Raw genomic sequence first — 23,759 nt, forward strand, 5'->3', positions numbered from 1 at the left:
ACCGTCAAGTCGGCGTGAACGCAAGGGACTTGAGCCGGTGAGGTGAGTCACAGGATGGCGGAAGGAGTGGTCGACAAATCCCGAAATCGGCGAATGAAATGGGTGGCCGAAAATTGTCGCTACCTCAGGTAACCGCGAACTGGCCTGGAAGGACGGGCAGTTGGTTGATCCCGGCTCGTCATGCTCCGTACATTCCTCCGCCGTGTGCAACGAGCACCGCTCGGGTACGTCCGCCGCCGCACCAGCCAGCAACAGAGCACGCCCCTCGGCGGACGGGACGGAGCACGCCGACCGCGCCCATGCGCGGAGAGCGCGCCTCGTCCGGGGACCCCGGGTCCGTGGAGAGGGATCTACATGATCGAATGTGCCGATACCACCCGCCACAACGTCCGCAAGACCCGTACGACGGCGGTTCTCGCCGGGGCGGCCCTGCTGGCCCCGCTGGGACTGCTGGCCTTGAGCGGCAACGCCGCGGCGGCGGACGGCGGAGTGTGGGACCGCATCGCCCAGTGCGAGAGCGGCGGCAACTGGCACATCAACACCGGCAACGGCTACTACGGCGGACTCCAGTTCTCCGCCGGCACCTGGCGCGCGTACGGCGGCACCGCATACGCCCCGACCGCCGACCAGGCCTCCAGGGAGCAGCAGATCGCCATCGCCACCAAGGTCCAGCGCGGCCAGGGCTGGGGCGCCTGGCCGACCTGCTCCACACGTGCCGGGGCGTACGGCAGCGCACCGGCCGCACCCGACGCATCCGCCGGGAACTCGGCGCCGAAGCAGTCGTCCCAGTCCCCGTCCCGGTCGTCGCAGCCCGCGCAGGCGCCGGTGCGCGAGTCGGGGCACACCGACCGCGACGCGTCCCGCGGTGACTACACCGTCCGCCAGGGCGACACGCTCAGCGGCATCGCGGCCCGCAACGGCACCACCTGGCAGCGGCTCTACGCCGCCAACAAGGCCGTCATCGGCGGTGACCCCGACGTGATCTTGCCCGGGCAGCGCCTCGTCCTCTGAGCCGCTCCCTCCGGAACACCGCACGGGGCTCCGCCCGGTCCGCCGACCGGGTGGGGCCCTCGGCCGTACCGGGCGCGGCTCAATCGGTCCGCACCGGCACGCTGCCTAGCGTGAGCCGATGAACCGCACGCCCCTCACGCTCGCCCTCGCCACCGCCCTGCTCACCGTCCTCGCCCCCGTCACCGCCCACGCGGTGCCCCCGCCCCCGGCGTCCGGACCGTCCGCCCGGCACGTGCTCTCCTCGTGCTCCGACGACCAGTGGCCCTGGGGGTGCGTCGCCGAGTGCGAGAGCGGCAGACGCTGGCACCTCAACACCGGGAACGGCCACTACGGTGGCCTGCAGTTCTCGCAGTCCACCTGGAAGGCGTTCGGTGGCCGGAAGTACGCCCCGCGCGCGGACCTCGCCACCCGCAAGCAGCAGATCGCGGTCGCCCGCGAGGTCGTCGCCGTACAGGGATGGCAGGCCTGGCCGGTCTGTGCGAAGCGCTACGGCCTCAAGGGCCACTCCTACTCCGCGAAGCGCGGGGCGGTGCCCGATGGGCCGCGGGCACATGATCGGGGTCCGCAGGCAGACCCTCTGCACGCCGACAAGACGGCGATCGGGCCCGGTCCTGAGCTGATCGAGGTCGGCATGACGCCGGTCATCCCGGAGGATGCGGGTGGCGTGCAGGGCGCTCCCACGGTGTCCGGGCCGCCGCTTCCCGCCTGAGCAGCTCGCCCGCCTCGCCGCCGAAGACGACGGCACCCCGGCGCAGTTCGTACACCAGTGCAGGCCGGTCGCGCAGGGCGGGCGGCATCCGCTGCTCGGCGACCACCACGCACGCGTCCAGCGCCGCCAGCACCTCGTACGTCCGGGTCGCGACCGCCGGGGACATGCCCTGCGCGGGTTCGTCGACGAGCAGCACGCGCGCGCGTGCCAGCAGCGCCCGGGACAGGGCCAGCATCCGCTGCTCGCCGCCGGAGAGCGTGCCGGCGCGGCGCGCGAGCAGGGGCTCCAGCCGGGGATAGGCGGCGAGGGCGGTGTCGTAGGAGGGCGCGGCGAGTTCCAGGTTCTCCCGCACGGTGAGCGAGCCGAACACGGCCTGCCGTTCGGGTACGAGGCACAGTCCCCGGCGGGCTCGCTCGTGGGCGGGCATACGGGTCACGTCGGTGCCGTCCCACACCACCGCGCCGCCCGACAGCGGCACCGTTCCGGCGAGCGCGCGCAGGGCCGTCGTACGGCCGGAGCCGTTGCGGCCGAGCAGGACGGTCAGGCCGCGGGAGGGGGCGGCGAGGGTGATGCCGTGCAGGGCTTCCAGGGGGCCGTAGCGCACGCGCGCGTGGCGCAGGGCGATGGTCACGAGGTGGCCTCCCGCGCGCCGAGGGTGTCGAGGACGTCGCGGGGCGGGCCGGAGGCGATGATCCGTCCGGCCGTCATCACGTGCACGACGTCGGCGAGGTCGGCGACCAGGTCGAGGTCGTGCTCGACCACGAGCAGGGCGGTGCCGTCGGCGGCGAGCGCCCTCAGTACGCGGGCCAGCGCGGCCACTTCGGCGCTGTCCAGACCGGCGGCGGGCTCGTCGAGCAGCAGTACGCGCGGGGCGCCCGCGAAGGCCCGGGCCAGTTCGACGCGGCGCAGGGTGCCGGTGGGCAGCCCGGCGGCGGGCAGCGCCCGGACCGGCCCGTCCAGCCCGAACAGCCGCAGCGCCCGCTCCACGGCGCCCGGATCGGCGACCCGCCCCTGCTCGGCACCCACGCGCACGTTGTCGGCGACGGTCAGCGAGGGGAACACGGCCAGCTGCTGGAAGGTCCGCGCGATACCGAGCCGGGTACGGGCGTGGGCGGGCAGCCGGGTGATGTCCCGCCCGCCGAGCAGGACACGCCCGCGCGCGGGGCGCAGGGTTCCGGCGAGGCAGTGGAAGAGGGTGCTCTTTCCCACGCCGTTGGGGCCGACGACGGCGGTGATCTGTCCGGGCGGGAGGTCGAGGTCGACGCCGTCGAGGGCGGTGAAGCCGCCGTAGCGGGCGTGCAGGGCGCGGGCGTGGAGGGTGGGTGGTGTGGTGGGGCGTGTGGGTATTGGGGGAGGTTGGGGGGAGGGGGCTGGGGGTTGGGGCCGGGCAGCCGGTATTTCCGAGGCCTCCTGTTCAACCGGCCTCACCCTCTTCCGCACCCGCTTCCCCAGCGGCGTAAGCGTCCTCCCTCGCCGCATCCGCAGCCTCGTCGTCGCCGTGCGCAGGGCCTCGTACGGGCCGCCCGGGAAGCGGCCGACGAGGACCGCCAGCAGGCCGATGAGGGCGGCCGCGACGCCGCCCCCGGTGCCCGCGTCGAGGCCGACCAGGAGGGCCGCGGCGGCGAGTGCGCCGAGGGTGCTGTCGGCGCCGAGGACGACGATCGCGGCGAACCACAGCAGCCCGCGGACGGGGTCGAAGGCGGCGGGGTCGAAGGCGCGCAGCCCCATGCCGAGCATGCCGCCGCCGAGGGCGGCCAGCGCGGCGCCCGCGACGAACGCGAGCAGCTTCAGGGAGGGGACGCGGACCCCGGCGGCCTGCGCGCCCGCCTGGTGGTCCCGCATGGCCGCGAGCGCCCGGCCGGTACGGCCCCGGCGCAGTGCGTGCGTCGCCAGCAGGGCGGCGGCCAGGAGGGCCAGTTCCAGGAGGTAGTAGGCGCGGTCGCCCTCGAAGCCCGCGGGGCGGCCCAGGGCGAGGCCCGAGGTGGCGTACGGCTGGTCGAAGACGAAGCGGCTCACCCCGACGCCCACCGCGAACGTCGCCAGCGCTAGGGCCAACCCCTGGCGGCCGATCGCGGGCCAGCCGGTCAGCAGTCCGAGCGGGGCGACCAGCAGGACGGCGACCGCCAGCGCGGCCAGTTCCGGCAGCCGGGGCAGGCCCGGGAACCGGCCCGCCGCGAGCAGGGCCGTGAACAGGGCGCCCAGACCCGCGTACGCCGCCTGACCCAGCGAGATCTGGCCGCCGCGCCCGGTGACGACGACCAGGGAGAGCAGCACCACGCCCAACGCCGGGACCTGCACCGACGTATGCAGGTCCCGGCCCGCGAAGCCCAGCGGCAGCAGGAACAGCACCATGGCGACGATCCAGGCGCCCGGCGGTGTCGGCACGCGCGCGGTGGCCGTGCGCGGCAGCGCGTCCCGGGTGCCGACGCCGGGCAGCACCAGCGCGGCGACCAGCAGCGCCACCACGAACAGGTTGGCGCCGACCGCCTGCAGCAACGGCTCGCCCCAGCCGCCGGGATGAAGCCGCGTCAGCTGCGCCTGCGCCACCCCGATGCCCACCGCCACCACCACGGCGACCGGCAGACTGCGCATCCGCGCGGCCACGGCGACCGCCACGACCTCCATGACCAGCAGCGGCATGCCGTACGGGTCCAGGCGCACGTACGGCGCCAGCAGCACGCCCGTCAGGCCCGCCGTGAACGCCCCGAACGCCCACCCCGCCGCCGCCACCCGGTCCGCGTCGATGCCTCCCAGCACGGCCAGGTGACGGTCGTCCACGACCGCGCGCAGCTCCCGCCCGAACCGCGTCCACCGGATCACCGCGGCGACCCCCGCCGCCAGCACGACCACGACCGCCAACTGCCCCCACGGCTCGTCCGGCACCAGCACCGGCGCGTCGTCCCGCGCTCCCTGCCCCCACAGCAGCACGGCCCCGCCCACCAGCAGCACGAACACACCGATGGACGCCACCAGCGTCTGCGCGGGATCGCCGCCCAGCACCGACAGCGGCCGGAACACCCACCGTTCCAGCGCCACACCGAGGGCCGGAGCGACGACGACCAGCGTCACCACGGCCCCCAGCCACACCGGCCAGCCCCACTCGACCACGCACTGCCGCAGCCCGTACGCGCACACCATCGCGATCGCCCCGTGCGCGAAGTTGAGCACGCCGGTCGCGCGGTACGTCACGATCAGCCCGATCCCGGTGAGCGCGGCGGCGCTGCCCACCGACAGCCCGGCGAGCGTCAGGTCGTAGGTGAGCGAGGACATCAGGGGGCCGCTTCGGCGGGCTCGCAGATCGGGCAGGGCCCCAACTCGCCGCCCGCCAGCAGCTTCGCGTCCACCGGCACCGCCTCCGCCTTGCCGGTGACCAGCGGGCAGTCCGCGCGGTGCAGCAGCGTCCCGCCCGGCACCATCAGCAACTTGCCGCTGACCGCGACCGGCACGGCCGCCGCCTGCCCCGCCTCGTCCGCGTCGGCGGGCTCGGCGGCCACCAGCAGCCCGTACAGCTCCTCCACGCGCGCGGCGGCGACGGTGGTGCGGCCGTGGGTGAGCAGTACCGCCCCGGCGACGATCAGCGCGGCGCCGGGGACCGTGCAGGAGGCGAGGTAGGGCAACTGCCGCTCGGCGAACCGCTCGCCGGAGACGCCGTACCAGCCGAGCACGCACAGCACCGCGCCCGCCGCGAGCGCGGCCCAGCCGGCCCACAGGACGGGGTGCACGGATCGCAGTCGGGACGTCCGCATCGATGGCTCCCACACGTCGCGTGTCTGGCTGTGTCAGCCGATGGCTTGCACTATGCCTTCTGGAAGCCGACCCTGAAAGCTCCGGGCGCGCACCGCCCGGACCGACATCCGGTGGTGAGCCAGATGGTTCTCGGGAGCGACCTCGGGCGCAGGAACACGGGACGGGGTACGGCACTTGCGGCCGCCCTGCTGCTCTTCCTCGCCCCGGCACTCGCCGCGTGCGGCGACGACGCGGGAGGTGGCGGCGACAGTCCGCCGCCCACGCCGACCGTGGAGGAGACCACGGGCCCGGCGGCCACGGCACCTGCCGACCAGGCGGCGGCCGAGCGGGAAGTCCGGCAGAACTGGGAGAAGTTCTTCGACCCGGGCACCTCCCTGCGGGACAAGCAGAACTACCTGGAGAACGGCGACCGGATGGCCCCGGTGCTCCAGGCGTTCAGCGGCGACGAACGCGGATCGCAGGTCGGGGCCAGGGTCGAGAAGGTCGAGTTCACCTCACCGACCGAGGCGAACGTGACGTACACCCTGACCCTCAACGGCGCCACCGCGCTGCCGGACGCCGCCGGGACGGCGGTCGAGCAGGACGGCGCCTGGAAGGTGTCCGTCAAGACCCTGTGCGGCCTGGTCGCGCTGAACCAGACCGGCGATGCGACGCCGCTGCCGGGCTGTTGAGGCCGCCGCCGCGGTGCTGCTGACCCTCCTGGGCACGGCCTGCGGCAGCCGCCTCCCGGAGAGCGACTTCGAGCGCGACGGACATACGGCCGCGCCACCGGGCGCCGCCGCGCCGGTGCGGGTCGGCATCATCACCAGCGCCACCAGCCCCGTCGGCGGCGACGCCTTCACCGGCCCGCGCGACGGCGCCCGGGCCTACTTCGAGCGTCTCAACGCGCGCGGGGGCATCGACGGCCGCCGCGTCGAGGTACGGCTGTGCGACGACGGCGGCAGCGGCGTCGGCAACAACGAGTGCGTGCGGAAGCTGATCGACGAGGACCGGGTCGTCGCCCTCGTCGCCACCACCGCCCTCGACTACGCCGGTGCCGCGCGCGTCTCCCACGCGCGCGTGCCCGACATCGGCGGCCAGCCCATCGGCGCCGCCTACGACACTTATCCGCACTTGTACGGCATTTACGGCAGTCAGTCGCCCCGCGACGGCACCCCGGGCTGGGACGGGAAGCTGTACGGCGGCACGGAGGTCTACCGCTACTTCAAACGCGCCCACGGGGCCCGTACGGCCGCCGTCGTCTCGTACAACCAGGCCGCCTCGGCCGCCTACGCGCGGCTCGTGGAGCGGGGACTGAAGGCCGAGGGGTACAAGGTCGTCAGCGAGCAGGTCGACTTCGCACTGCCCAACTTCCGTGCCGTGGCCGCCGATCTGAAGCAGCAGGGCGCCGACCTCGTCTTCGACGCCATCGACACGCACGGCAACGCCCGGCTCTGCCAGGCGATGGACGACGTCGGCGCCGAGGTCATCGCCAAGGTGACGAACGTACAGAACTGGACGTCCACCGTCCCCGACGACTACCGGGACGCCCCGCGCTGCCGCAACGCCTTGTGGGCGACCGGGGCGAGCCGCAACTACGAGGACACCCGCCACGCGGCCGTACGGGAGTTCCGGGACGCCACCGAGGGGCTGCCGGCGCACTCGCAGTGGCAGCTGGAGGGCTGGGCGGCGGCGAAGTGGTTCACGGACGCGGCGCGGGCCTGCGCCGACAGCGGCATCACGCGCGCGTGCGTCGACGACTTCGTGCGCCGCAGTGACGGTTACACCGCCGGCGGGCTGCTGCTCCCCGTCATGTTCGAGCCGCTGTCCGAGCCGCCGAAGACCCGCCGGAACTGTCTGTCGGTGGCGCGCTGGCAGGACGACCGGGGCTGGGTGACGCAGGGGGAGATGACGAGGAACTGCTTCGACGTGCCCCACCTGGCCTATGAGCCCTAGCCAGGGGTCCGGGCGATCCATGTCACCTTGACTTCAAGCCAGATCCACTTGCACGTTATGGCGAAGTCATGATGGTGTCATGCGCGGACCGGATCGAGGGTTAGTTCGATGGTCCGGATCCGACGAGCAAGGAGATTTTCACGGTGCCCGTCCGCCGCCTCGCGTACCCCCCGCGGCCCACGTCCGATGACATGCCATCCGTTCCGAAACCGCGGGACGGCGCTCCGGGGGAGCGATCCGGGAAACGGTCCGCTGCGGCGGCGGGCGGTGGGGGACTGCGGCTGGACATCCAGGGCCTGCGCGCGGTGGCCGTCTCGCTCGTGGTGCTCTCCCACTCAGGCGTGCCCTACGTGGCCGGTGGATACGTCGGCGTGGACGTCTTCTTCGTGATATCCGGGTTCCTCATCACCTCGCTGATGCTCCGCGAATGGAGCCGCGAGGGCCGGATCTCACTGGGCCGCTTCTACGCCCGCCGGGCGCTGCGCCTGCTGCCCGCCTCCACCCTCGTCGTCCTGGCGACGCTGGCGGGCTCCTGGCTCTTCCTGGGGCCGCTGCGCTTCGCCGACTACGCCAAGGACGCCATCGCCTCCGCCTGGTACGTGGTCAACTTCCGGCTGGCCGAGGCCGGGACCGACTACTTCAACACGGACGTGCCGCCCTCGCCGTTCCAGCACTTCTGGTCACTGGCGGTCGAGGAGCAGTTCTATCTGATCTGGCCCATCGTCCTGATCGTCGGCCTCAAGCTCTTCCGGCGCCGGGTTCTGCTGGCGCTTCCGCTGCTCGCCCTGGCCGCCGCCTCCTTCGCCCTGAACCTCCACCTCACCGAATCCTCCCCCTCCTGGGCCTACTTCGGGTCGCAGGGGCGGATCTGGGAGCTGGCGGTGGGTGCCCTGCTGGCCCTGGCGGCGCACCGCCTCCACACCATTCCGCGCCTCGCGGCGGCGGTCCTGAGCTGGGCCGGCCTGGCCGCCATCGGCTACGCCGCCGTGGCCTTCGACGAGAGCACCCGCTTCCCCGGCCACAACGCCCTGGTCCCGGTCCTCGGCGCCGCCGCCGTCCTCGCCGGAGGCGCGGCGGCCGGCCGCTACGGCGCGGGCGCGGTCCTCTCGCTGCGCCCCGCCGTCTGGATCGGCGGGATTTCCTACGCCTGGTACCTGTGGCACTGGCCGCTCATCCTCATCGTTCCGGCCGCCGCCGGATTCGGCGAGCACGACGGGCCGCTGCGGCTGATCGCCGCACTGGGCGGCATCGGTCTCGCCTGGCTGACCCTTCATCTGGTCGAGAATCCGATGCGCTTCCACCGCGCGTTCAAGGCCCATGCCCGTCGGGGGCTCTCGATGGGGCTCGGCCTGTCGGCCGTCGCGGCCGCGGCCGCGGTGTTCGCCGCGCAGTTCCCGCCGGTCCTGGACTCGGGTGTGGCGCGGCAGAACACCAAGGAGACGATCGCGGCCGCGTCCGACCCCCGTGCCGCACTGACCGCGCTGCTTCAGCAGCGGGTGGAGAAGCTCCCGTCCAACCTCGAGCCGAGCATGCGGGACACGGCCTACAAGAGGTCCGCTGTGTACACCGACGACTGTGCCCTCACCATGACCGACGAGGTGCAGACGCAGCCCTGTCTGTACGGCGACACCACCGCCGACCGCGCCGTGGTGCTCTTCGGCGACTCGCACGTCGCGCAGTGGTTCCCGGCGCTCGACTCGATCGCCCGCAAGCACCACTGGCGGCTCTACTCGTTCACCAAGAACGCGTGCAAGGTCTCCCAGATCACCATCGAGTACAACGGCGGCCCGTACTCGACCTGTGACGACTGGCGGGCGGTGACCCTCGACAAGATCCGCAAGCTGGAGCCCGAACTCGTCATCACGTCGAGCTCCAACTCGGCGAAGCTGTACGGGGACGGCGACATGGGCGAGGCCTGGGAGAAGGGACAGGCCGAGACATACCGGATGCTTCAGCAGGGCCGCACCCAGGTGCTCACCCTGCTGGACACCCCCTGGCCGAAGAACAACGCGGTGGACTGCGCGGTGGCGCACCCCGACAGCCTCAGCTCCTGCGCCCGCCACCGTTCGGATGCCGACCCCAAGCCCGAGGTCACCGAGGCGATCCGGGCGGCGGCGGCCGCCGAGGACGTGGCGGTCATCAACCCCTACGACTGGGTCTGCGCCCCGTCCGGCACCTGCCCGGTCGTGGTGGGGAACACCATGGTCTACCGGGACTACGGGCACCTGGCGGACGGGTTCGTCGAGGCGCTCACCCCGGTGGTGGAGCACGAACTGCTGCGGCGCTTCGGCGCGGATCTGAGCCGGCGTCCCGGTGCGTGATACTCGGGCGCATGCTCGAGACCTCTGCCCGCCTCCTGCGCCTGCTGTCCCTGCTCCAGGCGCGCCGTGAGTGGTCCGGCGCCGAGCTGGCCGAACGTCTCGGTGTCACCCCGCGTACTGTGCGCCGGGACGTCGACCGGCTGCGCGAGCTGGGCTACCCGGTCAACGCCAGCCCCGGCACGGGCGGCGGCTACCAGCTGGGTGCGGGCGCCGAGCTGCCGCCGCTGCTGCTGGACGACGACGAGGCCGTCTCGGTCGCCGTCGGTCTGCGCACGGCCGCCGGGCAGGGCATCGAGGGCATCGGCGAGACCTCCGTCAGGGCGCTCGCCAAGCTGGAGCAGGTGCTGCCGAACCGGCTGCGCCGCAGGGTCGGCGCGCTCAACGCCTTCACCGTGCCGATGTTCCAGGGCCCGCAGGCCGTCGTCGACCCGGCCGTGCTGACCGAGCTGGCGGGACTGTGCCGGGACGCCGAGCGGCTGCGCTTCGAGTACCTCGACCACGAGGGTGCCCCCAGCCGCCGTACCGTCGAACCCCACCGCCTGGTGTGCACCGAGCGCCGCTGGTACTTGGTCGCGTGGGACCTCGACCGGGACGACTGGCGGACGTTCCGCGTCGACCGCATCACCCCCAAGCCGCCGCACGGCCCGCGGTTCACCCCGCGCACGCCGCCCGCCGAGGACCTGGCCGCGTACGTGTCGCAGGGCATCTCCACGCGCGCGTACGCCACGCAGGCCGTCGTCCGGCTGCTGGTGCCCCTCAAGGAGGCGGCCGCCCGGATCTCGCCGTCCGACGGGACGCTGGAGCCCGACGGCGACGACGCGTGCGTTCTGCGTACGGGGGCCGCGAGCCTGGACGTGATGGTCATTCACGTGATGCTGATGGGCTTGGAGTTCGAGGTGCTGGAGCCGGCCGAGCTGACCGAGGCGCTCACGGTCGCCCGGGACCGCCTGAGCCGGGCTCTGGAACGCCGGGCTCCTGAACGGCGTGGCGCTCGGCGTACTCCGGGTGGTGCAGGTCGAACGCCGGGGAGTCCGAGCGGATCCTCGGCAGAGTCGTGAAGTTGTGCCGGGGCGGCGGGCAGGAGGTCGCCCACTCCAGGGAGCGGCCGTAGCCCCAGGGGTCGTCGACGTCGACCTTCCTGCCGTACTTGGCGGTCTTCCAGACGTTGTAGAGGAACGGCAGCGTCGACAGGCCGAGCAGGAACGCACCGATCGTCGAAACCATGTTGAGGGCGGTGAAGCCGTCCGCGGCCAGGTAGTCGGAGTAGCGCCGCGGCATGCCCTCCGCGCCCAGCCAGTGCTGCACCAGGAACGTGGTGTGGAAGCCGACGAACAGCGTCCAGAACTGGATCTTGCCGAGCCGCTCGTCGAGCATCTTGCCGGTGAACTTGGGCCACCAGAAGTAGAAGCCCGCGAAGATCGCGAAGACGACGGTGCCGAACACCACGTAGTGGAAGTGCGCCACGACGAAGTACGAGTCGGTGACGTGGAAGTCCATCGGCGGCGACGCCAGGATCACCCCGGTCAGGCCGCCGAAGAGGAACGTCACCAGGAAGCCCACCGACCACAGCATCGGCGTCTCGAAGGACAGGGAGCCCTTGAGCATGGTCCCGGTCCAGTTGAAGAACTTCACGCCGGTCGGCACGGCGATCAGGAAGCTCATGAAGGAGAAGAACGGCAGCAGCACCGCCCCGGTCGCGAACATGTGGTGCGCCCACACCACGATCGACAGCCCGGTGATCGCCATGGTCGCGCCGACCAGCGCGGTGTAGCCGAAGATCGGCTTGCGGCTGAAGACCGGGATGATCTCCGTGACGATCCCGAAGAACGGCAGCGCGATGATGTAGACCTCGGGATGGCCGAAGAACCAGAACAGGTGCTGCCACAGCAGGGCGCCGCCGTTCGCCGCGTCGAAGACCTGGCTGCCGAACCGCCGGTCCGCCTCCAGCACCAGCAGCGCCGCCGCCAGCACCGGGAACGCCAGCAGGATCAGGATCGACGTGAACAGCGTGTTCCAGGTGAAGATCGGCATCCGGAACATGGTCATGCCGGGGGCGCGCATCCCGATGATCGTGGTGATGAAGTTGACCGCGCCGAGGATCGTGCCGAACCCGGACAGCGCCAGCCCCATGATCCACAGGTCGGGTCCGACGCCCGGCGAGCGTTCCAGGCTGTTGAGCGGCGCGTAGGCGAACCAGCCGAAGCCGGCCGGCCCGTCCGGCACGATCAGCGAGCCGAGCACGATCAGCCCGCCGAACAGGAACAGCCAGTACGACAGCATGTTCAGCCGTGGGAACGCCACGTCGGGGGCGCCGATCTGCAACGGCATCAACTCGTTGGCGAAGCCCGCGAAGCTCGGCGTCGCGAACAGCAGCAGCATGATCGTGCCGTGCATCGTGAACAGCTGGTTGAACTCGTTGTTGCTCACGATCTGCAGCCCCGGCCGGGCCAGCTCGGCGCGCATCACCAGCGCCATCGCCCCGCCGATCAGGAAGAACGCGAACGCTGTGATCAGGTAGAGATGACCGATCTTCTTGTGGTCGGTGGTGGTCAGCCAGTCGACGATCACCCGGCCGTGCCGCCGGGTCGGTACGGGTCGTGCTGTCGCCGGTACTGTCTGCGTCCCCATGCCGCGCTCGCCCCTTCGCCTCTCGCGTCCCGGGCCCGCCGAGCCCGCGCCACGGGTGCCCGCGAGCTCCCGCCATGATGCTCGCGCGGCCGCGGCCGCGACAGGGGGCGTAGGGGGACTCTGTGTCGGATGCGTGTATTTCCTGTGCGGTTCCGGCAGTGCGCGGGCCCACCGGAATGAGAAAGAAAAGGCGTCCGGGGCGAGTGCGCCGCGAGGTTTCCGGTGGGCTATTCGGAGTGCCGCGCCGAGGCGCGGGAATTGCGTTCGAATACACGCGCACGGCGTACAGAACCGCCCATCCGTGTGACGGAGTTCCGCCGAAACACATGTCGTGATCCTGTGACAGAAGTGTGACCGGAGAGGGATCAGTGACGCCTGTGCACGGCTTCCACTTCCCCGCCCGCCGTACAGCGCCTAGCGTGGCGGCATGGCACCGTTTTCGACATCTGAACCCGATGACGATCCCGAGACCTACGTCGGTCTCCCGCAGGCCGACGCCGAGGAACGCGCGCGTGGGCGCGGCTGGACGACGGTGCGTTCGCTGGCACCGGGGACGATCATCACGATGGAGTACCGGGCGGGTCGGCTGAACTTCGAGGTAAAGGACGGCACAGTGACACGGTCCTGGAAGGGCTGATCGAGAGTATCTGGCAAAGGCCCCGGTTCCTGGTGTGGGAACCGGGGCCTTCGCCGTGCGTCCGTGCTGGTCAGCCGCCCGTGAGCGGGCGGGCCGCCGGGGTCGAGCCGCGGGTGGCGCGCTCGGGGTACGGCGGGCGGCGGCTGCCGACCGGGGTGACCGGAGTGCGCTCCGAGCGGGTCGTGTGCGGGCCCGGCGCCAGGTAGACCGGCGCACGCGGGGCGCGGGCCGCCGACGGGGAGACGGTCTCGCGCGGCGGCGCCTCCTCCTCGGCGGCCGCCAGCGGGGTGACTGGGACCGGCGCTGCGGCCGGTACCGGCGTGGCCTGCGGCGTCGTACGGCTCGCGCCCGCGAGCCAGCGGTCGCGCAGGTCCAGCAGCCAGGCCTCGGCGCGGGCGATCGGCGGCTCGAACCACGGCAGCCCCAGTAGGATCAGCAGCCCCGCGGCCCAGCCCAGCAGCACATCGCTCAGCCAGTGCGTACCGAGATACACCGTGGTCAGGCCGACGCTGAGCGACAGCACGGCCGACAGGGCCGACAGCCAGCGCCGGGCCCGCGGCGAGGTGGCCAGGTAGGCGAGGATGCCCCAGGTCACGACGGCGTTCGCGGTGTGACCCGAAGGAAATATGTCGCTGCCGGCTTGGAACCAGTGCCACATCTCGTTGGAGCCGACCTCGGTCGCGTAGTGCGGACCCGAGCGGCCCAGGCCGTACTTCACGGCGCCCACGCTCACGTTCAGCAACAGCAGCGCCGCACCGAAGGCCAGCAGCGGCCGCAGGGTGTGCTGCCGCCAGGAGCGCCAGCCGAGCCACGCGGCGACCATCACGGCGGTCGGGCCGCGCTGACCCAGGACGACCCAGTAGTCCAGGAAGGCGTGGATCTCGGGCCACTGCTGGTACGGCCGGAAGAGCATCGCCTGCCAGTCGAACCGGACCAGCCACGAGGTGGTCACCACTGCCAGGACGATCGTGAGGTAGAAGGCGAGCGTCGCGCCGAAGAGCACCACCCGGTGCCGCGTCATTCGCGGCACGTCGAGGACCGGCCGCTTGGGTTCACGGTCCAGTCGGGCGAAGATCCGGTCGAGCCGGGTCAGCTTTGGTTCGGTACGCACGCAATCGACGTTACAGCGAGTGAGCTCAGGTACCCGCCGAATCACCGGGGTTGTAATGACGATGTGATGTGGGATTGCTCTCAGGAACGGGTTTATTTCCAAGGAATCAGGCAATAGGCAGGTGCCCTTACCTTCAATTCCTTTGATCTTTCGAGGGGTGGTGTTTTAGGCCGCTTGAGGAATCGTTCACCCGTTCATCCGGTGGAATTCCCCGCAGGCTCACGGCGGACCGGAGCCGTTCAGCCAGAACGCCCCGTACACCGCCGACGCCACCGCGACCCCGCCGACGACCAGCGCGGACCTGGTGGTGCGCAGCCGGGTGAGGGCGACCGCGAGGGGCAGCAGCAGCGGGAAGGCCGGGAGCAGCAGGCGCGGTTTCGAGCCGAAGTAGCTCGACGCGCACAGCGCGAGGGCGGTGACGACCCCCGCGTACACCAGGAGCGGCAGCGGCTGACGCTGCCGTACGCAGACGACATGCAGCCAGATCACCAGGGCCACCCCGACGACCAGCCCCAGGCCGGCCGGGGCCGAAGGAAACGACGTGAACTTTTCGGCGACGAAGCGGGCGAAGGCGTAGCCGCCGTCGAAGCCGTTGCGCCAGCCCGCCTGGACGTCGAGATAGCCGAGCGGGCCCCGGCCGGTGCGGTGGCCGACCCACAGGACGTACCCGGCGGCGCCGAGGGGCGCGAGAAGCATGCCGAGGGCGCGCCGCCAGGCCGGTGCGCCGTCGGGGAGCAGGTGCCGGGTGGGGGAGAGGGCGTGCTCGGCCGGGCGCGCGCCGGGGATGGGCGTCGTGCTGCGGGGGTGCGCGAATGGAGCAGTGTTGCGCTCCCGTATGAAGGTGGTGATGCCGGCCGCCCACACCGCCGCGACCACCGCCAGCCCCACGGGCCGGGTCAGGCCCGCCAGCAGCGCCAGCGTGCCCGCGGTGAGCCAGCGGCCGGTGAGGACCGCGTACAGCGACCAGGCGGCGAGCGCGGTGAACAGGGACTCGCTGTACGCCATCGACTGCACGATCCCCACCGGGAGCACGGCCCACAGCAGCACCGCACAGACGCCCGCCCGCCGCCCGTAGACATGGTCGGCGACCGCGAAGATCCCCCAGGCCGCGGCGAGCGAGGCGAGCAGGCTGACGACGAAGCCCGCGTCGGCGTACGACAGCGGGGTCACCTTGTGCAGCAGCCGCTCCAGCCAGGGCAGCAGCGGGAAGAAGGCGAGGTTGGAGTGCACATCGCCGTTCGGCAGGCGCACCTCGTAGCCGTAGCCCAGCTCGGCGACCCTGGTGTACCAGAGGGAGTCCCAGCGGGCGGTCAGCAGGGTGTACGCGCTCTTGTCGCGCGCGGTGCTCCATACGGCCAGCACGAGCAGGCCGAGGGCACGGACGGCCGCGTACCCGAGCAGGGCCGGGGCCGCCCCCCTGAGTCCCGGGGGCGCCACGCGTGTTTCAAGATCGGTCACGGGCTCGATTATCGACGGCGTGCGGAACCGGTCCGCCCGTCCCGACGTGGTGGAAGGGGAGGGTAGTGGCGCACGCCACACTGTTCCGCCATTCGTATGAGAGGTCCGCCACGTGACCCCGGCGTGGACTCGCGTACGCTGACGTGTCACTCGCCATTCGTTGCGCGGGCCGGAGACCACCGCTCCTCTCCGGCCGAGTCGCGGGAGGTCCCCCGCTCCCGCGAGCCCGCCGAACGCGAGGGAACATCTGGGAGGTACGTACATGTCCGGGACGACCACGGCCGCCGTCGGGCTGCGCCGTCGGGCGGCCGGGGCCGGTGCCAACCGCTGGGTCGTTCTCGTCGTCCTCTGCACCAGCCTGCTGCTGGTCGCGGTCGACGCGACCGTGCTGCACGTGGCGGTTCCCGCCGTCACCGAGGACCTCAAGCCCAGCGCGATAGAACTGCTCTGGATCGTCGACACCTACCCGCTCGTCTGCGCCTCGCTGCTGATCCTCTTCGGCACCCTCGGCGACCGGGTGGGCCGCAGACGGATCCTGCTGCTCGGCTACGCCCTGTTCGGCGTCGCCTCCGCCATGGCGGCCGTCGCCGAGGGCCCGCAGGTGCTGATCCTGGCGCGGGCACTGCTCGGCGTCGGCGGCGCGATGATCATGCCCGCGACGCTGTCGATCCTGCGGCAGGTCTTCCCGGACCGGCGTGAGCGGGCGCTGGCGATCGGTGTCTGGAGTGCGGTGGCCGCGGTCGGCGCGGCGGTCGGGCCGCTGCTCGGCGGCTTCCTGCTGGAGCACTTCTGGTGGGGCTCGGTGTTCCTCGTCAACATCCCGTTGATGCTGGTCAGCCTGCCGGTGGGGCGACTTCTGCTGCCCGAGTCGACGGGCAGCGGGGACGGGCCGTGGGACGTGGTCGGTGCGCTGATGGCGGCGGCCGGTCTGTTCGGGGTGGTGCTCGGGGTCAAGCGGCTGGGCGGCGGGGAGCCGGTCGGCAGCGTGCTCACCGCGGTGCCGCTCCTGGTGGGTGCGGTGCTGCTCGCGCTGTTCGTACGGCGGCAGCGGCGGCGCAAGCATCCCCTGGTGGACCTGCGGATGTTCGCGCGGCCTGCGTTCAGTACGTCGGTCGGGTGCATCGTGCTGGCGATGCTCGCCCTGGTGGGGCTGGAGCTGATCGCGGCGCAGTATCTGCAGCTGGTGCTCGGGCTGTCGCCGTTGGAGACGGGGCTCAGGCTGCTGCCGCTCACCGTGGCGGCGATGGCGGCGGGGCTGTTCGGGGCGCGGATGCTGCGGCGGTTCGGGCCACGGCGGATGGTCTGTGCGGGGTTCTGTCTGACCGCGCTCGCGGTCGTGCTGCTTACGGCGCTGGGGCGGGAGGACAACGCGCCGCTGATGCTGGCCGGGTTCGTGCTGCTGGGGTTCGGGCTGGAGACGACGCTGTTCGGGGCGTACGAGTCCATGCTGAGCGAGGCGCCGTCGGAGCAGGCCGGAGGTGCGGCGGCGATCGGGGAGACGTCGTATCAGCTGGGGGCGGGGATCGGGATCGCGCTGCTGGGGACGGTGATGAACGCGGCGTATGCGCCGGGGTTGTCTTCCGTGCCCGGTGTTCCGGCTTCGGCGTCGGCGGCCGCGGGGCATTCGCTGGGGGAGGCGTATGACGTTGCCGGGGAGCTCGGGGGGTCGGCGGGGGTTGCTCTGCGGCGGGTGGCTCGGGACTGTTTTGTGCACGGGCTGCATGTGACGTTGCTGGTGAGTGCGGGGTTGTTGCTGCTGGGGGCCGTTATGGCTCTGCGGTTGCCTCGGGTGATGCAGTGTGATGCCGACGTGGCTGTCGAGGTGCCGTCGCCTCGTGCCGGCGTCGGGTCTCCCACCCACGCACCATCCGTGCAACTCCGTTCAGAGGTGGACGTCGCCCGCCGGGGTTGATCGCCGTTGGCGGCTTGCGGGTGGTTGCTCCGGGACTTTCCGCGTCGTAACGTCAGCCCCGAGTCCGTGACTAGCGGTGCTAGTTTGAGCTGCCCGGAGGATGCCCGTGTCCCCGAAGTTGCCCCCCTTCGATCCGTCGGATCCGCTCGGGATCGACGACCTGCTGGAGCCCGAGGACCTGGCCGTCCGGGACACCGTGCGCAGCTGGGCGGCGGATCGCGTGCTGCCGTTCGTCGCCGAGTGGTACGAGGCGGGGGAGCTGCCGGGGATCCGGGAGCTGGCCAAGGAGCTCGGGGGGATCGGGGCCCTCGGGATGTCGCTCAGCGGGTACGGGTGCGCGGGGGCCAGTGCCGTGCAGTACGGGCTCGCCTGTCTGGAGCTGGAGGCCGCCGACTCCGGGATCCGGTCGCTGGTGTCCGTGCAGGGGTCGCTGGCCATGTACGCCCTGCACCGGTTCGGCTCCGAGGAGCAGAAGCAGCGGTGGCTGCCGGCCATGGCCGCCGGGGACGTCATCGGGTGCTTCGGGCTGACCGAGCCCGACCACGGGTCCGACCCGGCCTCCATGCGGACGTACGCCAAGCGGGACGGCGGCGACTGGGTGCTGCGCGGGCGCAAGATGTGGATCACCAACGGGTCCGTCGCCGGGGTGGCCGTGGTGTGGGCGCAGACCGAGGACGGGATTCGTGGGTTCGTCGTGCCCACCGATGTCCCCGGGTTCTCGGCGCCCGAGATCAAGCACAAGTGGTCGCTGCGGGCGAGTGTCACCAGTGAACTAGTGCTCGATGATGTGCGGTTGCCCGGCGATGCCGTACTGCCGGAGGTTACCGGGCTGCGGGGGCCGCTCAGCTGTCTGTCGCACGCGCGGTACGGGATCGTGTGGGGGGCTATGGGAGCGGCGCGGACCTGCTTCGAGGCCGCCGTCGACTACGCGAAGACGCGGGAGCAGTTCGGGCGGCCCATCGGGGGATTCCAGCTCACCCAGGCCAAGCTCGCCGACATGGCGGTCGAACTGCACAAGGGGATTCTGCTCGCCCATCACCTCGGGCGGCGGATGGACGCCGGGCGGCTGCGGCCGGAGCAGATCAGCTTCGGCAAGCTCAACAACGTACGAGAGGCCATCGACATCTGCCGTACGGCCCGGACGATCCTCGGTGCCAACGGGATCTCACTGGAGTACCCGGTGATGCGGCACGCGACCAATCTGGAGTCGGTGCTCACCTATGAGGGCACCGTCGAGATGCACCAGCTCGTGCTGGGCAAGGCGCTCACCGGACTCGATGCGTTCCGGTAGCCCGCGCGCGGGGGCGGCTTCCGGTGAGCGGCCCTGCCTCAGCTCTGGTTGAAGAAACCGTCCGCCCGATGGGCGGCGGGCTCCCCGCTGATGATCTCCGTGTCGGCGGGGCTCAGCAGGAAGACCCGGTTGGACACGCGGTCGATCGCACCGCGCAGCCCGAAGATCAGGCCGGCCGCGAAGTCCACCACGCGCTTGGCGTCGGCGGGCTCCATGGCCGTCAGGTTCATGATGACCGGGACACCGTCCCGGAACAGCTCGCCGATCGCACGGGCGTCCCGGAAGCTGTCCGGGGTCACCGTGGCGATCCGGCGCTCCTTCTGCTCGGCCGTGTCCGTGGTCACCTTCACCCGCGGGTCCGTGACCCAGGCGGCGCCGGACTCGGTCCCCTCGGTGTACTCGTCGTCGTAGTAACGCTCGTCATCGTTGTCGTCGACGAGGCCGAGCCACGCACTCGCCTTGCGCACCGATCCCATGGACGCCTCCTCTCACAGCGGTCTTTTCTGCTTTCCGCATCCCTATGGTCATCCATGATGCGGACGGCGCGCCAAGTGGATAGACGCCGCGCGGGGGGTTTGTGACGGTACTGGTGCACGGCGGATACGTCGAGAGCCCGGATACCCCAAGGGTGTTGCCATACACAGCTGCTGACTGTGAGTGAAATATGATTCTTCCTGGCGTATGGGTGAGCGGCGGGGCGTACGGGTGAACCGCGACGGTAGATCCGATGTGAAAATCGGGCGATACGACGAAGCTGCTCGACGTCGATACGATGCGGCCGCTCAACATCGCACGTATCACGGGGGATCATCGTGTTCGGAATCGTCAGGCCGTGCCGGCATCGGCTGGGGGAGCGGCTCAAGACCGAGTGGATGGCGCATTTGTGCGGGCTGTGTCTCGCGCTGCGCGGCGACCACGGGCAGTTCGCGCGGGTGGTGACCAATTACGACGGGCTGCTCGTCTCCGTTCTGACGGAGGCTCAGGCCGGGCCCACCGAGCGGGGCGGGTGGCGGCGTACGGCCGGACCGTGTCCGTTGCGCGGGATGCGGACCGCGTCCGTCGCGCGGGGTGAGGGGGCACGGCTGGCGGCCGCCGTCTCGCTCGTGCTCGCCTCGGCCAAGGTGCGCGACCATGTGGCCGACGGTGACGGGCTGCTGGCCCGCAGGCCCGTGGCGCTCGCCGCGCGCCGGGTCGCGGACCGCTGGGGGCGCGCGGGGGCTCGTGGTGGGGCGGGTGTCGGCTTCGACACGGCGGTGCTGGTCGACGCCGTGGACCGGCAGGCCGGCATCGAGGCGCTCGCCGGGCCCGGTACGCCGGTCCTGGTCGTCACCGAGCCGACCGAGACCGCGACCGCCGCCGCCTTCGCGCACACCGCTGTGCTGGCCGGGCGGCCGGGCAACGCCGAGCCGCTCGCCGAGGCCGGGCGGCTGTTCGGGCGGCTGGCGCATCTGCTGGACGCCGTGGAGGACCGCGAAGCTGACGCCGCGTCGGGTGCCTGGAACCCCCTCACCGCCACGGGCACCTCGCTCACCGAGGCCCGGCGGCTCGCCGACGACGCCGTGCACGGGATCCGGCTCGCGCTGCGGGAGGTGGAGTTCTCGGACGGGCGGCTGGCGCACCGGCTGCTCGTGCATGAGCTGCCCACCTCGGTCGACCGCGCCTTCGGCACTGCCTCCTGCGGGCATCGGCCCGAGCTCGCCGGGCCCTACGCTCCGCCCGGCGGACCGGCCGGGCCGGGTGCGCCGCTGCCACCCGGGCCGCCGCGCCGCGACCGGCGCGGGCTGCTCGCGGGGTGTGCCGTGTGGCTGGGGCTGGCCTGTACGTGTCAGTTGTGCTGCGGCACGTACGAGGACCCGTGGACGCGGGAGCGGAAGGAAGCGCCGTGCGGCAACTCCGACTGCGGCGACTGTGGTTGCGACGGGTGCTGCAATTGCTGTGACTGCTGCGACAACTGTGGATGCGACGGGTGTGACTGCGGGTGCAGCTGCTGAGGGCGGCCGCGGCGGGACGTTCCATGCTCGACGAGCATCCGGAGGGGTGACTTCCGGCCATCCCCGGATCGTGGATGGCCGACAGTGACGGGGTCGCGGCGGACGCATGGGTGGTGTTCGGCCCAGCCGGGCCTGCCCCTTCGTACTGCCCGGCAACCTGACGGGGTGTAGGGCGGGGCAGGGGTGGCCATTCATTCCGCCCAGTTGGTTCAAAAGTTGACGGCCGAAAGGCGCCCTTGCGTCCGCCCGTCGTGCGGCCGAATACTCCCCCTCAGCGCTTGTCAGGGGCACGGCGGGTTCGGAATCCGGACAACGATGCCATCTGACTGCGCCTCACGGGCCCCGACCCCACGCGGGCCCCCGACTTCCCATGTGGAGGAACGAAAAGTGAGGATCAAGCGCACCACCCCCCGCAGCGGTACGAGACGGACCCGGCTGATCGCCGTTTCCACCGGCCTCGTGGCCGCAGCCGCGTTCGCGGTCCCCAGCGCGAACGCGTCCGACGTCACCACGTTCAGCGCCAACGAGCTGAAGAGCGCCAGCAACTCGGTGCTCAAGGCCGACGTCCCGGGCACCGCCTGGGCCGTCGACAGCAAGACCAACCGCGTGCTGCTCACCGTCGACAGCACGGTCTCCGCGACCGAGCTCGCGAAGATCAAGAAGGCGGCCGGTGCCAACGCCGACGCCCTGACGATCAAGCGCACCCCGGGCAAGTTCAACAAGCTGATCGAGGGCGGCGACGCCATCTATGCGAGTAGCTGGCGCTGCTCCCTCGGCTTCAACGTCCGCAGCAGCAACGGAACGTCGTACTTCCTGACTGCCGGTCACTGCACAGACGGCGCGGGCACCTGGTACGCCAACTCGGGCCGCACCACGGTTCTCGGCCCCACCGCCGGTTCGAGCTTCCCGACCAACGACTACGGGATCGTCCGGTACACCAACACGTCCATCTCCAAGCCCGGCACCGCGGGCGGCGTGGACATCACCCGTGCGGCCACCCCGAGCGTGGGCACCAACGTCATCCGCGACGGTTCCACCACCGGTACCCACACCGGCCGTGTCACCGCCCTGAATGCCACCGTCAACTACGGCGGCGGTGACGTGGTCTACGGCATGATCCAGACCAACGTCTGCGCCGAGCCCGGCGACTCGGGCGGCCCGCTCTACGGCAGCAACGGCGTCGCGTACGGTCTCACCTCCGGCGGCAGCGGCAACTGCTCCTCCGGTGGTACGACGTTCTTCCAGCCCGTCACCGAGGCGCTGAGCGCGTATGGCGTGAGCGTGTACTGAGCGCCGTGCCGGTAGAGGCTGTGGCATCACATGTGCCCCCGCATGCAACTGGTGTGCGGGGGCACATCCTTGTGCGCGTCCGGCTGGATTCGGTGCCGAGGGGCGACTTCAAGACAGGACTAGACCTCACCTACCGCATACCGGTTACTCGCTCGTAGTGTTTGCAGTGCGAAGATTCCTGTGGTGACCGTGGACAGTCAAGGTTGCGCAAGGCGTAAGGGGCGCACGCCACTTGCCGTACGCGCGTCCTGAAGTCGACCTTGTGTGCTCCCTGTGGGTCTCGGAATAGTGGGCGCCCAGTCCACAGACCTTCTGATCCGCGAGATCCCCACTACCTCCCGGATCGACCCCCCACAGGAGGACGTGAGTTGAAGCACCGACGCATACCCAAGCGGCGGGCCGCCGTGGCAGGTGCGGGCATCGCCGCACTGGTTGCCGCGGGAGTGACCTTCCAGAGTGCGAACGCCAGCGAGACCCCGGACGCCCCGGAGGTCAAGACGCTGTCGGCCCTGGCGGCCGGAAAGCTCGCCTCGACGCTCGACCGTGACCTCGGCGCCGACGCGGCGGGAACGTACTACGACGCCAAGGCGAAGAGCCTCGTGGTGAACGTGCTCGACGAGGCCGCCGCCCAGCTGGTCGAGGAGGCCGGCGCCAAGGCGAGAATCGTCGAGAACTCCCTCGCCGAGCTCAAGAGCGCGCGTACCACCCTCAAGCAGGACGCGACCATCCCCGGCACCGCCTGGGTGACCGACCCGACCACCAACAAGGTCGTGGTGACCGCCGACCGCACCGTCTCCGCGGCCGAGTGGAAGAAGCTGACCCAGGTCGTCGAGGGGCTCGGCGGCACGGCCGAACTCCAGCGGACGAAGGGAGAGTTCAAGCCCTTCATCGCCGGTGGTGACGCGATCACCGGTGGCGGCGGGCGCTGCTCGCTCGGCTTCAACGTGGTCAAGGGCGGCGAGCCGTTCTTCCTGACCGCCGGTCACTGCACCGAGGGCATCTCCACGTGGTCCGACTCGTCGGGCAACGTCATCGGCGAGAACGAGGCCTCCAGCTTCCCGGGCGACGACTACGGCCTCGTCAAGTACACCGCCGACGTCGACCACCCGAGCGAGGTCAACCTCTACGACGGCTCGGCGCAGCAGATCACCGGCGCGGCCGAGGCGACCGTCGGTATGCAGGTCACCCGGAGCGGTTCGACCACGCAGGTGCACTCCGGCACGGTCACCGGTCTGGACGCCACCGTGAACTACGGCAACGGCGACATCGTCAACGGCCTCATCCAGACCGATGTCTGCGCCGAGCCCGGGGACAGCGGCGGCTCGCTGTTCTCCGGCAGCAACGCGATCGGCCTCACCTCCGGCGGCAGCGGTGACTGCACGTCCGGCGGGGAGACGTTCTTCCAGCCGGTGACCGAGGCGCTGTCGGCGACTGGGACGCAGATCGGCTGATCTTCGCCGCGCAGCTTGTGCTTGTGCTCGTGTGAAGTCCCGCCCCGTGTGTGAGGGGCGGGACTTTCGCGTTCGCCGTGGGTGGTTGCTCTGTGGGGTGCGCTGCGGGGCGTCGTGGGCTTGTCGCGCAGTTCCCCGCGCCCCTTTACCCGGCGTGCAGTCCCGTCGCTCACATGCTGCTGGGGCGCGTTTGTGCAGGTGGGGCTTGCCCGAGTCGATGTCGCACAGATGTTCGGGAATTGGTCTATGGTGGGGGTGGGAGAGTTG

At 71.4% G+C, this 23,759-nt stretch carries 18 protein-coding genes and 1 pseudogene; 12 read left to right on the forward strand and 7 right to left on the reverse strand.

Going from position 1 to position 23,759, the window contains the following annotated elements; translation table 11 throughout:
- Positions 1-354: 354 nt before the first annotated feature.
- Positions 355-1,011, forward strand: coding sequence for a LysM peptidoglycan-binding domain-containing protein (locus SSP24_RS21425; RefSeq protein ID WP_141311288.1), 657 nt, complete (start codon positions 355-357; stop codon positions 1,009-1,011).
- A 118-nt stretch (positions 1,012-1,129) separates the two neighbouring features.
- Positions 1,130-1,720, forward strand: a complete 591-nt coding sequence (locus SSP24_RS21430; protein WP_141311289.1) for a transglycosylase family protein — start codon at positions 1,130-1,132, stop codon at positions 1,718-1,720.
- Here SSP24_RS21430 and SSP24_RS21435 read toward each other — a convergent pair.
- The 3 genes from SSP24_RS21435 to SSP24_RS21445 are packed head-to-tail and all read right to left on the reverse strand — an operon-like array spanning position 1,653 to position 5,466.
- Positions 1,653-2,351, reverse strand: coding sequence for an ABC transporter ATP-binding protein (locus SSP24_RS21435; RefSeq protein WP_141311290.1), 699 nt, complete (start codon positions 2,349-2,351; stop codon positions 1,653-1,655). The two genes, SSP24_RS21430 and SSP24_RS21435, sit on opposite strands and share 68 nt — an antisense overlap.
- Positions 2,348-4,990 carry an ABC transporter permease subunit gene (locus SSP24_RS21440; protein ID WP_141311291.1) on the reverse strand — a complete coding sequence of 881 codons (2,643 nt, stop codon included), beginning with the start codon at positions 4,988-4,990 and terminating at the stop codon, positions 2,348-2,350. The genes SSP24_RS21435 and SSP24_RS21440 overlap by 4 nt, the downstream gene beginning before the upstream one ends.
- A complete protein-coding gene (locus SSP24_RS21445) occupies positions 4,990-5,466 on the reverse strand; it encodes a hypothetical protein (protein WP_141311292.1) in 477 nt (158 codons plus the stop codon). The genes SSP24_RS21440 and SSP24_RS21445 overlap by 1 nt, the downstream gene beginning before the upstream one ends.
- Before the next feature lie 123 nt (positions 5,467-5,589).
- Here SSP24_RS21445 and SSP24_RS21450 point away from each other — a divergent pair, with 123 nt between their 5' ends.
- The 4 genes from SSP24_RS21450 to SSP24_RS21465 all read left to right on the forward strand — a co-directional run bounded on the left by SSP24_RS21450 (position 5,590) and on the right by SSP24_RS21465 (position 10,781).
- On the forward strand, positions 5,590-6,138 hold the full coding sequence (locus tag SSP24_RS21450) for an MTB12 C-terminal domain-containing protein (protein ID WP_141311293.1): 549 nt from the start codon (positions 5,590-5,592) through the stop codon (positions 6,136-6,138).
- On the forward strand, positions 6,113-7,402 hold the full coding sequence (locus SSP24_RS21455) for an ABC transporter substrate-binding protein (protein ID WP_141311294.1): 1,290 nt from the start codon (positions 6,113-6,115) through the stop codon (positions 7,400-7,402). The genes SSP24_RS21450 and SSP24_RS21455 overlap by 26 nt, the downstream gene beginning before the upstream one ends.
- Positions 7,403-7,593: 191 nt before the next feature.
- Positions 7,594-9,723, forward strand: a complete 2,130-nt coding sequence (locus tag SSP24_RS21460) for an acyltransferase family protein (protein ID WP_141311295.1) — start codon at positions 7,594-7,596, stop codon at positions 9,721-9,723.
- A gap of 11 nt (positions 9,724-9,734) precedes the next feature.
- Positions 9,735-10,781, forward strand: coding sequence for a helix-turn-helix transcriptional regulator (locus SSP24_RS21465; RefSeq protein WP_141311296.1), 1,047 nt, complete (start codon positions 9,735-9,737; stop codon positions 10,779-10,781).
- Here the strand turns inward: SSP24_RS21465 and ctaD are convergent.
- A pseudogene (gene ctaD / locus SSP24_RS21470) lies at positions 10,669-12,351 on the reverse strand (aa3-type cytochrome oxidase subunit I); the annotation flags it as partial. The gene SSP24_RS21465 and the pseudogene ctaD sit on opposite strands and share 113 nt — an antisense overlap.
- 427 nt (positions 12,352-12,778) lie before the next feature.
- On the opposite strand from ctaD, the gene SSP24_RS21475 reads away from it, so the two are divergent.
- Complete coding sequence (locus SSP24_RS21475) at positions 12,779-12,988, forward strand: I78 family peptidase inhibitor (RefSeq protein ID WP_141311297.1); 210 nt, start codon at positions 12,779-12,781, stop codon at positions 12,986-12,988.
- A 70-nt stretch (positions 12,989-13,058) separates the two neighbouring features.
- On the opposite strand, the gene SSP24_RS21480 is transcribed toward SSP24_RS21475, so the two are convergent.
- On the reverse strand, positions 13,059-14,099 hold the full coding sequence (locus tag SSP24_RS21480) for a phosphatase PAP2 family protein (protein WP_141311298.1): 1,041 nt from the start codon (positions 14,097-14,099) through the stop codon (positions 13,059-13,061).
- A 219-nt stretch (positions 14,100-14,318) separates the two neighbouring features.
- The gene (locus SSP24_RS21485; RefSeq protein ID WP_141311299.1) at positions 14,319-15,557 is read right to left on the reverse strand and encodes a glycosyltransferase family 39 protein; all 1,239 of its coding nucleotides are present in this window, start codon (positions 15,555-15,557) and stop codon (positions 14,319-14,321) included.
- A gap of 262 nt (positions 15,558-15,819) precedes the next feature.
- Here SSP24_RS21485 and SSP24_RS21490 point away from each other — a divergent pair, with 262 nt between their 5' ends.
- Both SSP24_RS21490 and SSP24_RS21495 read left to right on the forward strand, forming a co-directional pair.
- Complete coding sequence (locus tag SSP24_RS21490; RefSeq protein WP_141311300.1) at positions 15,820-17,469, forward strand: MFS transporter; 1,650 nt, start codon at positions 15,820-15,822, stop codon at positions 17,467-17,469.
- Positions 17,470-17,569: 100 nt separating this feature from the next.
- Complete coding sequence (locus SSP24_RS21495; protein ID WP_141311301.1) at positions 17,570-18,760, forward strand: acyl-CoA dehydrogenase family protein; 1,191 nt, start codon at positions 17,570-17,572, stop codon at positions 18,758-18,760.
- A 38-nt stretch (positions 18,761-18,798) separates the two neighbouring features.
- Here the strand turns inward: SSP24_RS21495 and SSP24_RS21500 are convergent, their stop codons facing one another.
- Entirely contained in the window at positions 18,799-19,236 is a 438-nt protein-coding gene (locus tag SSP24_RS21500; RefSeq protein ID WP_141311302.1) for a cell division protein SepF, read from the reverse strand.
- 336 nt (positions 19,237-19,572) lie between these two features.
- Here SSP24_RS21500 and SSP24_RS21505 point away from each other — a divergent pair, with 336 nt between their 5' ends.
- The 3 genes from SSP24_RS21505 to SSP24_RS21515 all read left to right on the forward strand — a co-directional run bounded on the left by SSP24_RS21505 (position 19,573) and on the right by SSP24_RS21515 (position 23,492).
- Positions 19,573-20,751: a DUF5685 family protein gene (locus tag SSP24_RS21505; protein WP_141311303.1), complete on the forward strand. Its 1,179-nt coding sequence runs from the start codon at positions 19,573-19,575 to the stop codon at positions 20,749-20,751.
- Positions 20,752-21,138: 387 nt separating this feature from the next.
- Positions 21,139-22,041 (forward strand): S1 family peptidase, encoded by a 903-nt coding sequence (locus tag SSP24_RS21510; protein WP_141311304.1) that lies wholly within the window; start codon positions 21,139-21,141, stop codon positions 22,039-22,041.
- Between the two features lie 368 nt (positions 22,042-22,409).
- Positions 22,410-23,492, forward strand: a complete 1,083-nt coding sequence (locus SSP24_RS21515; protein WP_141311305.1) for a S1 family peptidase — start codon at positions 22,410-22,412, stop codon at positions 23,490-23,492.
- The last annotated feature ends 267 nt before the right edge of the window (positions 23,493-23,759 follow it).

This window comes from Streptomyces spinoverrucosus, from assembly GCF_006539505.1.
Classification (GTDB): domain Bacteria; phylum Actinomycetota; class Actinomycetes; order Streptomycetales; family Streptomycetaceae; genus Streptomyces; species Streptomyces spinoverrucosus.

Bases quoted from the DNA above. Each gene is read 5' to 3' on its own strand.
- SSP24_RS21460 (WP_141311295.1), top strand. From the start codon at position 7,594: ATGCCATCCGTTCCGAAACCGCGGGACGGCGCTCCGGGGGAGCGATCC.
- SSP24_RS21475 (WP_141311297.1), top strand. From the start codon at position 12,779: ATGGCACCGTTTTCGACATCTGAACCCGATGACGATCCCGAGACCTAC.
- SSP24_RS21455 (WP_141311294.1), top strand. From the start codon at position 6,113: ATGCGACGCCGCTGCCGGGCTGTTGAGGCCGCCGCCGCGGTGCTGCTG.
- SSP24_RS21440 (WP_141311291.1), bottom strand. From the start codon at position 4,990: ATGTCCTCGCTCACCTACGACCTGACGCTCGCCGGGCTGTCGGTGGGC.
- SSP24_RS21445 (WP_141311292.1), bottom strand. From the start codon at position 5,466: ATGCGGACGTCCCGACTGCGATCCGTGCACCCCGTCCTGTGGGCCGGC.
- SSP24_RS21425 (WP_141311288.1), top strand. From the start codon at position 355: ATGATCGAATGTGCCGATACCACCCGCCACAACGTCCGCAAGACCCGT.
- SSP24_RS21500 (WP_141311302.1), bottom strand. From the start codon at position 19,236: ATGGGATCGGTGCGCAAGGCGAGTGCGTGGCTCGGCCTCGTCGACGAC.
- SSP24_RS21465 (WP_141311296.1), top strand. From the start codon at position 9,735: ATGCTCGAGACCTCTGCCCGCCTCCTGCGCCTGCTGTCCCTGCTCCAG.
- SSP24_RS21495 (WP_141311301.1), top strand. From the start codon at position 17,570: ATGCCCGTGTCCCCGAAGTTGCCCCCCTTCGATCCGTCGGATCCGCTC.
- SSP24_RS21430 (WP_141311289.1), top strand. From the start codon at position 1,130: ATGAACCGCACGCCCCTCACGCTCGCCCTCGCCACCGCCCTGCTCACC.
- SSP24_RS21450 (WP_141311293.1), top strand. From the start codon at position 5,590: ATGGTTCTCGGGAGCGACCTCGGGCGCAGGAACACGGGACGGGGTACG.
- SSP24_RS21490 (WP_141311300.1), top strand. From the start codon at position 15,820: ATGTCCGGGACGACCACGGCCGCCGTCGGGCTGCGCCGTCGGGCGGCC.